This window comes from Agarivorans albus (assembly GCF_019670105.1).
Taxonomy (GTDB): domain Bacteria; phylum Pseudomonadota; class Gammaproteobacteria; order Enterobacterales; family Celerinatantimonadaceae; genus Agarivorans; species Agarivorans albus.
Window position 1 is genome coordinate 3,182,498 of the sequence record NZ_AP023032.1, and the last position, 15,816, is coordinate 3,198,313.

12 protein-coding genes are annotated in these 15,816 nt (G+C 45.3%); 3 read left to right on the plus strand and 9 right to left on the minus strand.

What is annotated here, in order from left to right; translation table 11 throughout:
• Positions 1–27 precede the first annotated feature (27 nt).
• Positions 28–1,791 carry a sigma-54-dependent Fis family transcriptional regulator gene (locus tag K5620_RS14395; RefSeq protein ID WP_016402220.1) on the minus strand — a complete coding sequence of 588 codons (1,764 nt, stop codon included), beginning with the start codon at positions 1,789–1,791 and terminating at the stop codon, positions 28–30.
• 243 nt (positions 1,792–2,034) lie between these two features.
• Here K5620_RS14395 and exaC point away from each other — a divergent pair, with 243 nt between their 5' ends.
• Positions 2,035–3,555 carry an acetaldehyde dehydrogenase ExaC gene (exaC, locus tag K5620_RS14400; RefSeq protein ID WP_016402221.1) on the plus strand — a complete coding sequence of 507 codons (1,521 nt, stop codon included), beginning with the start codon at positions 2,035–2,037 and terminating at the stop codon, positions 3,553–3,555.
• Positions 3,556–3,629: 74 nt separating this feature from the next.
• Here exaC and K5620_RS14405 read toward each other — a convergent pair whose 3' ends face one another.
• Positions 3,630–4,352, minus strand: coding sequence for an SDR family oxidoreductase (locus K5620_RS14405; protein ID WP_016402222.1), 723 nt, complete (start codon positions 4,350–4,352; stop codon positions 3,630–3,632).
• 133 nt (positions 4,353–4,485) lie between these two features.
• On the opposite strand from K5620_RS14405, the gene K5620_RS14410 reads away from it, so the two are divergent.
• Positions 4,486–5,331, plus strand: a complete 846-nt coding sequence (locus K5620_RS14410) for a LysR family transcriptional regulator (protein ID WP_016402223.1) — start codon at positions 4,486–4,488, stop codon at positions 5,329–5,331.
• A gap of 5 nt (positions 5,332–5,336) precedes the next feature.
• On the opposite strand, the gene K5620_RS14415 is transcribed toward K5620_RS14410, so the two are convergent.
• Positions 5,337–7,751, minus strand: coding sequence for a beta-mannosidase (locus K5620_RS14415; RefSeq protein WP_016402224.1), 2,415 nt, complete (start codon positions 7,749–7,751; stop codon positions 5,337–5,339).
• A gap of 373 nt (positions 7,752–8,124) precedes the next feature.
• Here K5620_RS14415 and K5620_RS14420 point away from each other — a divergent pair, with 373 nt between their 5' ends.
• Entirely contained in the window at positions 8,125–9,261 is a 1,137-nt protein-coding gene (locus tag K5620_RS14420) for a GGDEF domain-containing protein (protein WP_215426418.1), read from the plus strand.
• A gap of 209 nt (positions 9,262–9,470) precedes the next feature.
• Here the strand turns inward: K5620_RS14420 and K5620_RS14425 are convergent, their stop codons facing one another.
• The 6 genes from K5620_RS14425 to K5620_RS14450 form a co-directional block, all read right to left on the minus strand.
• Positions 9,471–9,998: a SixA phosphatase family protein gene (locus K5620_RS14425; RefSeq protein ID WP_016402226.1), complete on the minus strand. Its 528-nt coding sequence runs from the start codon at positions 9,996–9,998 to the stop codon at positions 9,471–9,473.
• Positions 9,999–10,066: 68 nt separating this feature from the next.
• Positions 10,067–11,320 (minus strand): glutamate-5-semialdehyde dehydrogenase, encoded by a 1,254-nt coding sequence (locus tag K5620_RS14430; RefSeq protein ID WP_016402227.1) that lies wholly within the window; start codon positions 11,318–11,320, stop codon positions 10,067–10,069.
• A 10-nt stretch (positions 11,321–11,330) separates the two neighbouring features.
• On the minus strand, positions 11,331–12,440 hold the full coding sequence (proB, locus tag K5620_RS14435; RefSeq protein WP_016402228.1) for a glutamate 5-kinase: 1,110 nt from the start codon (positions 12,438–12,440) through the stop codon (positions 11,331–11,333).
• A 105-nt stretch (positions 12,441–12,545) separates the two neighbouring features.
• Positions 12,546–12,941: a sigma factor-binding protein Crl gene (crl, locus tag K5620_RS14440; protein ID WP_016402229.1), complete on the minus strand. Its 396-nt coding sequence runs from the start codon at positions 12,939–12,941 to the stop codon at positions 12,546–12,548.
• Between the two features lie 76 nt (positions 12,942–13,017).
• A complete protein-coding gene (locus K5620_RS14445) occupies positions 13,018–14,247 on the minus strand; it encodes an alpha/beta hydrolase (RefSeq protein WP_016402230.1) in 1,230 nt (409 codons plus the stop codon).
• Positions 14,248–14,343: 96 nt separating this feature from the next.
• The gene (locus tag K5620_RS14450; RefSeq protein WP_016402231.1) at positions 14,344–15,633 is read right to left on the minus strand and encodes an NCS2 family permease; all 1,290 of its coding nucleotides are present in this window, start codon (positions 15,631–15,633) and stop codon (positions 14,344–14,346) included.
• Positions 15,634–15,816: the final 183 nt, after the last annotated feature.

Below are 15,816 nucleotides of genomic sequence, written 5' to 3' on the forward strand. Positions count from 1 at the left end.
AACAAAAGAGAGCCTAGGCTCTCTTTTTTAATGTTTAAGTTTTAGTTGGCGTAACTTGCGATACAAGGTATTGCGGCTAATGCCTAGCAGTTTGGCACTTTTTGTCACATTACCTTGGCAATGCTGATAAACCTGCGCGATGTTTTGCTCAATGGTTTGCTGCAGCTCTGCTTGTTCACAGTTTTGCTCAGCTTGGCTAGTTAAGGCCAGTTGTTGTTGCAATGATTCGGGTAAATCAGTACTGCGTAGCAAAGCTTGCTGCTCGGTCATTAAACAAGCTACTTGCATAAAATTGTCTAGTTCACGCAAATTACCCGGCCAAGTATACGCCAGCATTTTGCTAAACAAGCGTTGCTCTATATCTTGTTTATGCTCGCAATAACGTTGGTGAAGCTTATTGATGAGCAAACCAATGTCGCTGCGCTCTCGCAGGGCTGGCAGGCTTATTTGCAAACCTTTTAAGCGATAGTAAAGATCTTCTCTAAACAAGCCTTCACTCACCCTTTGCTGCAAGTTAACATGCGTTGCTGCAACCACTTGAATGTCTACCTTATAGGCCTGATTGCCACCCACCGGCACCACTTCTCGCTCTTGCAGCACCCTTAATAAACGCGCTTGGGCAGCCAAAGGCATTTCACCAATTTCATCTAAAAACAAAAAGCCACCATCGGCTTGACGAATTTTCCCCACAAAACCCTTAGGGTTAGCCCCAGTAAATGCACCTGCTTGATACCCAAACAGCTCTGCTTCCACCAGCTCATTTGGCAAGGCTGCGCAATTTACGGCTTGTAAGGCCTTGCTCGCTCGTTGGCTTTGTTGGTGCAGCTGTTTTACAAAACGCTCTTTACCTACACCAGTTTCACCTAAAATGAGCAGCGGAATTGATTTACTCACCACCTTGCAAGCTTGCCACCAAGCGGTATTAACCCGAGGGTCGCGAGACTCACTCTTGCTAGAAATGCCTTTACTAACGATTGACCTTGCTTTTAAAGCCTTAGTTTGCAGATGAAGCTTTGCCTTATCTGCCAAGTGAGCTTGCTGCCAATCCTCACCAAAGTGACTGGCCAAGGCTTCGCCTACGTGTAACTTATCCACCAACTGACGCGCCATTGGGTTTAAACCTAATACTTTGCCGTCGCTGTCGGCCACCACAATGCCTTGCCAACCAGAGTTGAGCAAATGCGGCTGTGCGGCAAGATCAACCCGATAATGGCTCTCGGGCAACTGGCATAACAAGGCTGTTTCAACTTGCTGGGCCAGGCTAGCAGCAAGCAACATGGTTTGTTGAGTATGCCGTTGCTGCTCACTGGTGATATCTAATATGGCAAGCATTTCGCCCTTCGGACTAAATACTGGGCAAGCGCTGCAACTCATAAAGCGATGCTGTTGAATAAAGTGCTGCTCGCCAATTACCGATACTGCTTGCCCAGTGGCAATAGCGGTACCAATCGCATTAGTGCCTTTATATTGCTCTAACCAATTCACTCCAGTCTCTAGCGCAATAGTTGCCAACTTATCGTTGTAGCGTTTCACTCCCCAATGGTGAATAAGGTAACCGTCTACATCCGACAAAATGAGCCTGCTCGAACTATGTGCCATTACTTGCTCAAACAAGGGATAGGCGTAGCGCTCTACCAATGAAATCAACGCTTGTTGTCGATGGTGACGCTCTGCCAACTCGGTTTTTGCCAAGCGTAAAACCTGAGGAGCGACTTGCTCTTGCAGGCCGGCATCTTGGCTGCGCAACCAAGATGCATTAATAGAACTAGGAAGTTGTAGCTTGTTGGTCATTGCAGTGTTCCATAGTGAGACAATGTAACTGTGCCAAAAAGTAACAGTGTGACAAGCCTATTAAGCCGGCTAGTTTTCGCTACTCACACTGTGCAAAATTGTTTGTGTGAATAATCATAGTTTTACATTTTGTTAACAACAAGTTTCTGTGCAATGGCTTAGCACTTGCTATGTAAAGAACAGGCGTGTCACGAAATGCGCTCACAAGAAACATATTGATAACAAAACAAAAAGGAATTGACTATGGTTTACGCACAGCCAGGTACCGAAGGTTCGTTAATCACTTTTAAAGAGCAATACAACAACTTTATTGGCGGCGAATGGGTAGCGCCAGTAAACGGCCAGTACTTTGATAACCCTTCTCCAGTTAATGGTGAGGTTTATTGCCAAGTGGCCCGCTCAGACGCTGATGATATCGGTCTTGCTTTAGACGCTGCCCATGCAGCCAAAGAAAGCTGGGGAAGTACTTCAGTTACCGAGCGTTCAAATATGTTGCTGCGCATTGCCGATAGAATTGAACAGAACCTTGAGTATTTGGCAGTGGCCGAAGCTTGGGAAAATGGCAAAGCGATCCGCGAAACGCTCAATGCCGATCTACCTCTTGTGGTTGATCACTTCCGCTATTTTGCTGGCTGTATTCGAGCTCAAGAAGGCGGTGCAGCCGACTTAGATGCCAGCACTGTAAGTTATCACTTCCCCGAGCCACTAGGCGTTGTGGGTCAAATTATTCCTTGGAATTTCCCAATGCTAATGGCGGCCTGGAAACTCGGCCCAGCCTTAGCGGCAGGTAATTGTGTGGTGCTTAAACCCGCCGAACAAACTCCTGCCTCCATTATGGTTTTAATGGAGTTAATCGAAGACCTTATTCCAAAAGGCGTGGTGAACATAGTAAACGGATTTGGTGAAGAGGCTGGCCAAGCCTTAGCCATTAGCCCTCGCATTGCTAAGCTTGCGTTTACCGGATCTACCGAAATTGGCCAACACATTCTTAAATGTGCGGCAGATTCATTGATTCCTTCCACTGTAGAGCTAGGCGGTAAATCGCCCAATGTGATATTTGCCGATGTCATGGACCACGAAGATGAGTATTTAGATAAAGTGATTGAAGGGCTACTTCTAGCCTTTTTCAACCAAGGCGAGGTATGTACTTGCCCATCACGCGCACTAATTCAGGAATCTATTTACGATAAGTTTATGCAGCGGGTATTAGAGCGAGTAAAAACCATTAAGCAAGGTGATCCTTTAGATATTAATACCCAAGTTGGCGCTCAGGTTTCTAAAGGGCAGTTAGACAGAATTATGAGTTATTTAGAGATAGGCAAAAACGAAGGCGCCGAGGTATTAACCGGAGGTGTCACCGCCGCGTTACCGGGTGAGCACAATAACGGCTATTACGTTAGCCCTACTATCTTAAAAGGCACTAATGACATGCGAGTATTTCAGGAAGAAATATTCGGCCCGGTCATCTCTGTTACCACCTTTAAAGATGAAGCAGAAGCACTGGCCATTGCTAACGATAGCGAATATGGCCTAGGCGCAGGAGTATGGACACGCGACATGAACTTAGCGCAGCGTATGGGGCGTAAAATTGAAGCAGGTCGAGTATGGATAAACTGCTACCATGCCTACCCTGCCCATGCTGCGTTTGGCGGCTACAAGCGCTCGGGCATTGGCAGAGAAACGCACCAAGTAGCAATTTCTCATTATCAAAACACCAAAAACCTACTGGTGAGTTACGATGTTAACCCACTAGGCTTCTTTTAAGCTTTATCAATCAGCCATAAAAAAAGAGAGCTTAGGCTCTCTTTTTTATTTGCTACCTTAATGACTAACAATACCTAAGCAGGTTGGCCAGTGGCGGCTAGTACCACTTCACGAATACACACGTTTTGCGGCTGGCCATAAGCGTAAGCGACAGCGTCTGCAATGTTTTGGGTATTAAGCACGCCACCCATTTCTTCTTTCCATACTTCATAGCCATCTTTTATCTCTTGGCTGGTTGTATGGCTAAGTAATTCGGTTTCTACTGCACCAGGAGCAATCACGGTTACCCGTACGTTATCTCCTGCCACTTCTTCGCGAATGTTCTCGCTTACAGCATGAACCGCAAACTTGGTACCGCAATACGCAGCATGACTAGGAAAGGTTTTACGCCCAGCAATTGAACTCACGTTGATAATAGTGCCTTGCTGGCGCTGCTTCATGCCTGCTAATACCAAGTGAATACCATTAAGTAAGCCCATAACGTTTACGTCCAACATGGTTTTCCACTCGCTAGGTGCTTGCTCGTGAGCCGCACCTAATAACATAACTCCAGCATTGTTTAACAACATATCTACTGGACCATACAAGGCTTCGGCATCTTTAATTGCTTGCTCAAAGTCGGCAAGTTCGGTCACATCAACTTTACGACAAAGGGTATTTGGCAGGTTTAGCGCTTCTAATCGTTCAATACGACGCGCTACCAATAACAACGGATGACCCGCAGCCGACAAGGTTTTTGCACATGCTTCGCCAATTCCAGAACTGGCACCAGTAATAACAACTAAAGGCTTAGACATAAGATTCTCCAATACATAAATAACCCACCACAAGACGCTACATTTGCGCTTGCTGCTTTATTGGCGCTAACTATAGTTCTGCTATATATAGGTGTAAAATATCGATTTCCTTTGGTTGTTATAGGCAATAATTATGGATGCGCGTTTACTAAGATCCTTTGTGGCAGTTTTTGAAGAGCGCTCGATGACAGCAGCCGCCGAGCGTTGTTATGTCTCTCAGCCATCACTATCTTCGGCCATTAAACAGCTTGAGTCTGAGTTAGGGGTTCAGCTATTTATTCGCCATAAGCGCGGGGTTGATTTAACCGACCAAGCTCATCACCTTTACCCGATGGCCGTTCAAACGCTAGGTCAGCTCAAGCGCATGTCTAATCTATTTGCTGAGCAACCGGCCAGCCTGCCGATTAAACTGGCCAATTTTGACGATCTAAGCCCTAGCTTGTTGGCGAAGTTTATTCAGCACTGTAAAAGCCAACAGCCATTGTTTAACTTTGAGCTACTCGATCACCAAGATAAAAGCGCTCAGGCTAGGCTAACTCTCGATGTGTTTAAACAAGAAGACGAGCTATTCATTCCACTTTGGCAAGAGGATTACGTACTGTGCGTACCTCGCCAACACCCGCTCGCGCAGCAAAACCAGGTAGAGATTGCAGCTTTAAACAACTACAACTTTATTGAATGTGTAGTGTGTGAAGCCCACCAACAAACCTTGAGTTTGCTGGCTTCACAAGGTTTTGCAGTTAACTTGGTCGCCAAAGCGCAACACAAAACCCAAGTTAAACACTTGGTAAATGCAGGCATCGGCATCTCATTTTTACCTACAGGCGTGCTCGAAACAGCGCCGCAACTACAGCAAGTAAAACTGCTAGCACCTCGTATGTACCGCAGCATTGGTTTATGCATAAAAGCCAGCGCTAGTGCTAAACCTGCGCTAGCCGCATTAATTGATGCGGCAAACACATGGCCAAACAACAACTAAACGAGCTAATAGCTATCCGCCAACTGGTAAACCCGCAAACTTCTCACCATTGATGCAAAGTCATCACCCAAATATTTGATAGTTTGCGGCTGATTAGCCAACAAAGTAATGCTTGAATCAGAAAAGCGCCCCGGAGCGTCACTTTCTAAATGAACAAAAAATGCCGGTTTATCTGCTAACAAAATAATGGTTCTTGTACTTTCATCCACCGCGCAAGAGACTTTAGCCTTAGCTAAAGGTAAGTTTTTGTAGCTATCCCCTACCCAAGTATTTTGAACGCGAGAACCTTCACATGAGAGTGAAGCAATCAAAAAGCCTTGCGTACGCCACTCATCAAGTTGGGCTTTAGCACATTGCCACGCTGATACATTGGCATCTGGCTCAAGGCTTAAGGCCAACTGCTCGCTAAATTCCACCTTGCCTTGCCAGTTCACTCGCTTTAGGAACACCTTAATAGATTTGGTTTTGGGGCTGTCGTTAATTATCCGCAGTTCTAAACCCTGCTCATCCTCTATGAAACTCGGGTATTGCGGAGCAAAAAAGCGCTTGGCGTGATAGTGCAACTGCTTCCAGCGGCCGCTATATTCGATGCTCGACCACGAGCTAACCGGCCAATTATCATTAAGCTGCCAATACAGCATTCCTCTACATTGGGGGCTATTAGCTCGCCAAAAATCACAAGCCGTTTTTATCGCAAGAGCTTGTTGCACTTGGCTCAAATAAAGCATTTGTTCAAAGCTTGCCGGAAAGCGGAACATCCGCGTAAACATCTCGGTAATAATGCTATTACCACTAGGGTTCTTTTGATGCGCTTCAAAAGTGGGTGAGCAGATATTCCAGTCATCTTCAGGTACAAAGCTTTTCACCTCCGCCAATGACGGCCAAGACTGATAACCAAACTCAGAGCAAAAACGTGGCTTAATTTGTTGGTAAGCAGAGAAGGATTTACCCGAATGCCAAACATCCCAAAAGTGCATATCGCCTTTACTATCATCATGCCATGCATCGCCATAATCTAATGCGCCATTACAGGGTGAACTGGGCCAGAATACCCGGCTAGCATCGTGCTGCTCCACCGTCTGTTGAATAGCGCGATTAAGCCTGTCGTAATTCACCACATAACGTTCTCGATTAGCTTTGGATTCTGGGTACCAGTTAATTGCACCAATCACTTCGTTGTCGCCGCACCACAGTACAATACAGCTATGGTCACGTAAACGTTGAATTTGGTCGCTTAATTCAAGCTGCACGTTTGCAACAAACTCATCGGTACTGGGATACAATGAACAGGCAAACATCATGTCTTGCCACACCATTAAGCCTAACTCATCACATAGTTGATAAAATTCATCAGCCTCGTACTGGCCGCCGCCCCAAACCCGCAGCATGTTCATGTTGGCGGTTTTAGCATCAGTTAATAGCTGGCGATAACGCTCGGCAGTTTGCCTAGATGGCATCGCATCAAGCGGGATCCAGTTAGCGCCTTTGGCGGTAATGGGGCAATCGTTAATCACAAAGGTCATCGCAGAACCATGGCTATCGGCTCGCGTATCTAGCTCTAGCTTTCGCAAGCCAACTTTTTTCTCAATAAGCTGCTCAGCCAACTTAACTTGCAGCGAATATAAAGGCTGCTCACCATAACCTGCTGGCCACCATAGCTGTGGCTCCGCAATGTGGAATCGGGCCTCAGTAATGGATGAATCAGCTGCTGGCTGTATTTGCATGGCATGTTCTGCAAATTGAATATCAATTGGTGAGTGGCAAGGTGAGTCATGACTAACCTTAACCACCACATCCACACTATTGCCATGCCACTGCTGCTCAACTTGCACAGCTAACAATCGAGCTTGGTTGGTGAACTTAATTTCCACCGGTTCGTAGATACCATTCACCATCAAGCAAATTCCCCAATCCCAACCAGCGTGGCACTGCGACTTGCGTAAACTATTCATATAAGGAATTTGGTTGTTGCCCATGGAAGATGGGACGGCAAAGGGTAAAGTACTTGCTCGTTGCTTTGCGGCTAAATCAGAACGAGAAAACCGCACTTGCAGCTGATTACTGCCAGCCTTTAAATAAGGCTTAATATTGAAAGACCACAAACGAAACATATTGTCGCATTGCGCGACTACATGCTGGTTAATATAGATATCGGCAATGGTATCGACACGACCTAAATGTAAATCGATAAAGTCGCTGTCGAGCTGCTCAACACTTACCTCAAAGCGGCTAGATAGCACCCAGTTAGCCTGGCCCACCCACTGAACATCTGCTTCATTGCAGGCTTGATAAGGATCGGCAATTAAACCCGCCTCAAGCAAGGCAGAATGGTTATCACCGGGAATCTGGCAAGCTACCTTAATCTCTGGATATTCTGGAGAACTTAACAGCCAAGCTTGATTTAGGAATATCTGCGTCATTTAAGCACTCACTAAGCATTACAACATAAGATTTATAAGCAGCCTACGTAGTGCAGATAACAGGAACAAGAGATAGAGAAATGCTTTGTGGAAGGTATCAAAAATTACCGGTGTTGGCTGATAGAGTTTCAAGAGAGAAACCTTATTGCTCCACCTTTTCTCTACCTATTAACTTATCAGGCCGATTCGTAAAAACACCGTGTTTATTAAACCCAAAACAAATTATCTATATACAGTAATTTTACGGTATATCATCCTAGTTGAGTTGTGTATAACGTTTACAGAGCGGGCGATTACTAACTAAAAAGTACGTCAAATACGCTGACAAAACCAAGCCGGCATCGAAATAAATAAAGAGTGGAACGAAGTGACAGTGACAACTAGTCAAACAAATGGAATTATCAAATGGAATGATGGGTATGAAACAGGCATTGAGGCTGTTGATTCACAGCATAAACAGTTGTGTGACCTCATTAATCAGCTCGGTCGAATTCTGGTTGATGGACAAAATAATCTTAACCAAACCCAAATAGTACTTCACCAACTCCATTTATATACAGCGCAGCACTTTCAAGAAGAAGAATCCTTGATGCGGAAGCTCGAACTAGACGCTTGTCACCAACTACAGCATGTAAGAGAACACCAACGTTTTTTGGAACAAGTAACTCTTCTTAGTCAGACAGTTGAAAATGATGACTTAGATGCCGCAAAACAGATGCTTAAATTCCTAACTCATTGGCTCGGATATCATATTCTAGGGTGTGATCTAGTAATGGCTCGTCAAGTAACAGCCATCAGGCAAGGAGCATCACCTAATAGAGCTTTTCAGGATGCACTAATTCCGACTGAGACAACGATTGACCCAATAGTTAAGGCACTTAGCGATTTGTTCGAAGAAGTGATGAGCAGTCAACGTGAATTAATGTTATTAAATAAAGAGATGGAACTTCGTGTAAAAGAACGAACTAAAGCACTTAGTATGGCAAACCAACAGCTGAAGGTGCTCGCATTAACTGATGCGCTGACCGAGCTACCCAATCGTCGACATGGTTTGCAGCAATTGGAGCTTCTCTGGGACAAAGCCGTTGAACAGCATCTTCCAATTTCATGTTTGTTGATTGATGCAGACCACTTCAAACAAGTAAACGATAGTTATGGACACGATGCAGGAGATGCGGTGATCAAGCAACTCGCTCTAACATTTCGTGATTTTGTACGCACTGACGATATGGTTTGTCGCTTAGGTGGTGACGAATTTTTGATTATATTACCTAACACTCATCTAGCTGGCGCAACTCAATTTGCTGAGCAACTAAGAGCTAAAGTGTCACAAATGACCATCAAAGCCGGATGTGCAAAGTGGTGTGGTAGCATCAGCATAGGTGTCGCCGATAGAACCGACGCGATGCATGGATTCGAGGATCTAGTTAAACATGCAGATGGCTGCAACTACGCTGCAAAGAAAGCAGGGAAAAACTGTGTTATGACCGAACCTACTTGTTTTGCATAGCAGTCGCCTGATGAAGTAATGTTCTATCAGACGACTCAGCTTGGTATTCGCTAGCAATCTCGGATTTTTACCGCTAGTAGCATTTTGAATTGTTCAATCTATAACAACTAGAGGAACCAGCAACGGTATGGCCTAGCTAGTACGTTAGACACTGACACCTTATTACTCCTTACTTAAAGCAATAAAAGCGCACTTAGTTTAGGGGCTATCTATAACTTCGCCGCCAACTTCTTGGGTGTATCAAACAAACTTAAATAAGCGCTCTGCTCACTCCAATCTTGCCAATCTAATTCAGCCTCAATCACCGCTAGGCTGGCGGTAGGGAACTTAATTAAGTCTTCACCGGTTAAGTAGTTAACGAGGTCTTCAAAGGCTGGATTATGCCCTACTAGTGCAACTTTACTTATTTGCTTAGGCAGGCTTTGAACATGTACCAGCAAATCTGCCCAGCGAAAAGTATATAAGCTGCTTTCACAGGTGATTTGAAGGTCGACCTCTACTTCACTGCCTTTGAGGTATTGGCTACGCTGTGCTAACCAATATTCGCAGGTTTGTTGGGCTCGCAGTGCTGGTGAGCAATGTACTAACTCAAGCTGAGAAAACTGGCTTGCGTAGTGGCTTGCCATAAGCTGTGCAGCTTTGTGACCGCGCTCTGCTAAGGGGCGTTGTTTATCACTTAAGCTTGGGTCCTCCCAACTGGATTTAGCATGGCGAATTAACCAAAGTTGGCGAGACATACGCATACTCCTGCATCCCAAAAACAAAAAGCCTGCAAAGCAGGCTTTTAGCATAAGTGAATTAAAACTTAAGGGCGAGCTAACATGTCGCCAATACCGATCCACTTGTAAGAGGTTAACTCTTCTAAGCCCATTGGGCCGCGAGCATGCAGCTTTTGGGTAGAGACTGCTACTTCGGCACCTAAACCAAATTGCGCGCCATCAGTGAAACGGGTTGAAGCATTTACATAAACGGCGGCAGATCCAGCAGCATTCACAAAACGCTCTACAGCATTTAAGTTATTCGACAAAATTGCGTCTGAATGGCTCGCGTTGTGCGTACGCATGTGAGCGATTGCTTCTTCTACATCGGCAACCACTTTTACACCCAAGGTGTAGCTTAGCCATTCTGTATCAAAATCACCTTCGCCAGCCGCTTGTAAGTCTTGCGCATTTGCCAAGCCAGCCATGGCGTTTTCGGTAGCCACTAACTTAACCGAGGCTTTATTCATGCGCTCAGCTAGCATTGGCAGTAACTCGGCTGCTACGTTTTGGTCAACTAACAGGCTGTCTAAAGCATTACATGCCGATGGACGCTGCACCTTAGAGTTTTCAATTACATCTAGTGCTGCAGCTAAGTCTACCGAGTTATCAACGTAAATATGGCTAATGCCAAAGCCGCCGATAATCACTGGAATAGTGCTATTCTCCTGACACATCTTGTGCAGGCCAGCGCCGCCACGAGGAATAATCATATCCACGTATTCATCTAAACGAAGCAGCTCTGCCACCAGCTCACGATCAGGCTTTTCGATGTATTGAACCGCAGCCGCTGGTAATCCACTTTGCTCTAAAGCAGATTGAATAACTGCTACCAAGGCCATGTTTGAGTGGAAGGTCTCTTTACCGCCACGCAAAATACTGGCATTGCCGGTTTTTAAACATAGCGCTGCGATATCAATAGTTACGTTAGGGCGGGCTTCATAAATAACCCCTACTACACCAAGCGGCACACGGCGGCGCGATAAGCGCAGACCATTTTCTAATACGCGGCAATCCATTTCGCTACCAATAGGATCGTTAAGCGAAATAACGTTGCGAACATCGCTAGCAATACCTGCTAGTCGCTCACTGTTTAGCATTAAGCGATCAAGTAAAGCTTCAGATAAACCCGATTGGCGAGCTGCATCTAAATCAATTTTGTTAGCCGCTAAAATGCTCTCTTGCTGAGCTTCAAGCTGATCAGCAATTGCCGCCAAGGCTGCGTTTTTTTGGCTAGTACTTAAGGTGGCCAAATCAAAGCTGGCTTGTTTAGCCTGTTGACCAAGTATTTGTAAGCTCATCTAACAATTCCTATTTTAAAACTAAATCGTCACGGTGCACCGCAACTGATCCGTAGCCATAACCCAGAGTCTTATCAATTTGCTCTGAATGTAGCCCTTTAATTAAATTCATATCTTTGGCCGGATAGCGGCAAATACCACGGGCAATTTCAACACCTTGCGGATTAACAATGCGTACTACATCGCCGCGGTTAAACTCGCCGTTAATAGCGGTAATCCCTTTAGGCAGCAAACTAGAACCACGCTCTACAACTGCTTTACATGCGCCGTCATCTAATACTAACTCGCCGTGTGGAGGAGGCCCAGCCAAAATCCATTGTTTGCGATTTTCCAGTGGGCTATTGGTTGGCGGGAAACGAGTGCCAACACTTTTTCCTTCACTTAAGCGGGTAATTACGTTCTCACTGTGGCCTGCGGCTATTACTACTTCAATGCCTGCTCTACCGGCTATTTCGGCGGCTTGCAGTTTAGTTGCCATACCACCAGTACCCAAACCGCTTACACTATCGCCCGCTAAAGAGCGAATAGAGGCATCAATCTCGGCCACTTCTTCAATGAGTTTTGCATCCGGGTTATTACGCGGATCGGCAGTAAACAGACCAGGTTGGTCGGTTAGCAATAATAGTTTGTCTGCTTCGCCTAAAATAGCCGCTAGCGCCGACAAATTGTCGTTATCACCCACTTTAATTTCTGCAGTGGCTACCGCGTCATTTTCGTTGATGATAGGCACAATACCGTGATTAAGTAGCGCTTTAAGCATGTCTTTAGCGTTAAGGAAACGCTCGCGGTCTTCTAAATCGGCGCGAGTTAACAGCATTTGGCCTACATGAATATCATAGATGCTAAATAGGCTTTCCCATACTTGAATGAGTCGGCTTTGCCCCACTGCAGCAAGCATTTGCTTATTAGCAATGGTGGGCGCGATATTGCCATGGGTTAGCGATAAGTGCTCGCGACCGGCGGCAATGGCTCCAGAAGTAACCACAATAAGTTGATGACCCGCCTTTCGTAGCAGCGCGCATTGGCGTACCAGCTCTATCATATGGGCGCGGTCAAGTTTAGACGTGCCGCTGGTTAACACACTGGTGCCTAACTTAACGACGATGGTTTGCTTCGACATGCTATTTTACTATTCCAACTCGGCTAAAATGCAAAGCGAGTATTCTACCTGATATTAAACCGACGCACAGAGCCTGTGCGCCATTTTTTTGCGGAACTCTTCGGCTTACGCTGCCGGGAGAGCTAAATTGGGGGACAAAGAGGGGGCAGCGCTTAGATCTAACTCCAACTTTTGCAGTGTATCCAGCAGCTTTTGATAAAACACCTCTAGTGACTGTTGCACTTCTGTTTGGTGTTTACTCGGAATGGTACCTTCCTGCCATTCGCCTTGCTTGTCGTATAAACCAAACCAGTAGTGGTATTCAAAACTGTCTTCGTTTACCCGTAATTCAAACCACCAGCCATAAAACTCGCGTTCATCAGCTGCAGGTTTAGAGCTTACACAAGAGGCAAGGCAATCAAAAAAGTACATTTCTTTGCTGCTGTGTTCTTTACGAAAATACGGACCCATGGCCGTAAATCTCGATGTTAACTTTCCATGGCTTGGCCAAGTCACTTCCATGCGCTTAATCTCTCCACAGTAGGACAATAGTTTGTATAACGTACCGTATGTCCATAATGACCACAATTAAGCTAAATCACAATTGCTTTTGTAGCCAATGCGTGACCTTAGTGAAGATCTGATTGTAATTTTGTAGTGAATCAAGCTCTTTCAGCACTTCAACCTTGCAATTTGGCGAAGCCATACTAAGCAAAGAAACATCGGTTTCTGGGCATATTGCGTCATTTTTACGGCCAACCACAAACATTGGCAACTTTGTTCTTGGCCCGCCAAGTATGCCCTGAGTTTTCAAGGACAAAGGCATACAGCGATAATAGAGCCCTTCAGTATTTGAAGCATTCACGCCACTGCGATTAGCTAAACAATCTTGATACATTTGCGGTAAGTTATTAAATCGCTGGATATCACTAAATAACCTATCTACTGGTGCGCCAATCGTTACCACTGCGCGCAAACGCTCGGCGGCAACAAAAGCTAAGCGAGCAGCTACGTTACCGGCAAAGCGATAACCCAGCATGGCAACACGCGCATCATCGACCCAGGGCACCTTTGGCAAGTGATCTAATATAGCCAAGTGGATACGGCTGCTATCTTGTTGTAGCTTCCAGTTAAGGCAATGCCCCGCTCCTGGCATGTCTACGGTTAACATGGCAATACCTGCAGGCGCTAAGAAGCGTTCAAAAAACGGGTAAAGCTCAGTTTGAATAGTGTCTAAACCGCCACTCACCATCACCACTGGTTTTACAGAGTCGGTATCTGGAAGGTGCAAATAACAAGCAACTTGTTTACCGTCTATTGGTACGTTTATGGTTTTACACTCATGTTTACTTTGCTCTGTAGCAGCCATTAAATTGCTGTGAGCTAAAGCATGAGCAGAAGCAACTAAATCATCGCCCTTAAAATGTGGGTAGGCAGCAATAGTGGCGCTATAACTGGCCAGCAAAAACTCTTGGTAGGCTTTATCTCGCTGACCACTTTGCTCGGCATCTTTAGCAGTAATTTGGTGTTTTACAGCACGTTGCATCCATTCGTAGTTCCAGTTTCCCGGCTGGTAACCACCAATAGTATCGAGCAACTCGCTAGTGCGCGGCTTATCGCACATTGCGATATCTGCAAACAGGCTTTCAGTTTCGATAGGGTCCAAGCCTAACCAAGCCCAGTATTCTCTGCGCAGGATACGGTACCAGTTGCGACCTTCTTCTTGGCCTACAGCGCTTAATTGAGCCGCGGTCGAATTAGACACGGTGGATGTTTCCACCACATTAATACGAGGTTTAAACAATACTTCCGACAGATTTTCTTTCAAAACAACCTACCCACTTGCTTATCAACTTATAAAATATATCACAAAAAAAAGCCGCCACTATGTGACGGCTTAGGATGCATTCTAAATGACTAAGCTTTAAAAGAACGCAAACTTAAGTACAAATACAGCAGCCAGTACCCAAACACTTAGTGGTACTTCTTTGTAACGGCCAGCTAGTAGCTTAATAACCGCGTAAGAGATAAAGCCTAATGCAATACCGTCTGCGATAGAGAACGACAAAGGCATTAAGATAGCCACAATCGCTGCTGGAGCTGCTTCAGTAAGGTCTGTCCAATCTACGTTAATTAATCCCGACAGCATTAAAGTACACACATAAAATAGTGCGCCTGCTGTTGCATAATCAGGAATCATACCCGCTAATGGCGAGAACACTAGAGCAAGAATAAACAAAATGCCCACAACCACAGCAGTTAAGCCAGTACGGCCACCGGCTTCAACACCCGCGCCACTTTCTATGTAAGAAGTTGTGCTAGAAGTACCTAATAACGAACCAGCAATAGTGGCGCTAGAGTCAGCCATTAAGGCCTTTTTAAGATTAGGTAAACGGCCTTTCTCATCAAGCAAGTTACCGCGCTGGGCAACTGCGGTTAAAGTACCCGCGGTATCGAACAAATCTACGAACAAGAAGGCAAAAATAACGCTAATCATGGTGACATCTAAGGCCCCCATAATATCTAACTGCATAAAGGTAGGCGCTGGATTTGGTGGCATAGATACAATGCCGCCATATTGGGTGAAACCAAATATTATCGACAGTACCGTAATCGCCAAAATAGAAATTAATACACCGCCTTTTACCTTGCGGTATTCAAGACCAATGATTAAAAAGAAACCTAAAGCAGCCAGCATCATTTGATACGGATTTTCACTGCCTAAACTTACTAAGGTCTCTGGATGAGCAACCACAATACCAGCGTTTTTAAGCGCAATAAAACCAAGGAATAAACCTATACCGGCAGCAATACCTACACGTAAAGTTTGTGGAATTGAGTTAATAATCCATTCACGCACTTTAAACAAACTTAAGCAAATGAAAATTACACCCGATAGAAATACCGCGCCTAAAGCCACTTCCCACGAATGACCCATCCCAATAACTACGCCAAAGGTGAAAAAGGCATTTAAGCCCATGCCTGGCGCTTGAGCAATGGGGTAGTTAGCGTACAAACCCATGATGAAACAGCCAATGGCCGCCGCCAAACAGGTTGCTACAAATACCGCTCCAGAATCCATCCCTGCTTTTTCTAGCATGCTAGGGTTAACAAAGATAATGTAGGCCATGGTTAAGAAGGTGGTTAAACCTGCAATGACCTCTGTGCGCACATTGGTTCCGTGCTCTTTTAGCTTAAATAGTTTCTCTAACATAACGGCGTATGTTCCTTGGACAGACAGTTGGTTATTTTGGGCCACTAACAGGCATTCCATTATGCTGCTAGCAGAAATCGCGAGGCATTATATTCATCCCAAATCTAAGAAGCTACCTGATGATGCAACCAACCTGCGCTAGATCAGCAAAAAAAGCTAAAATCACCAACTCATAACGTTAAT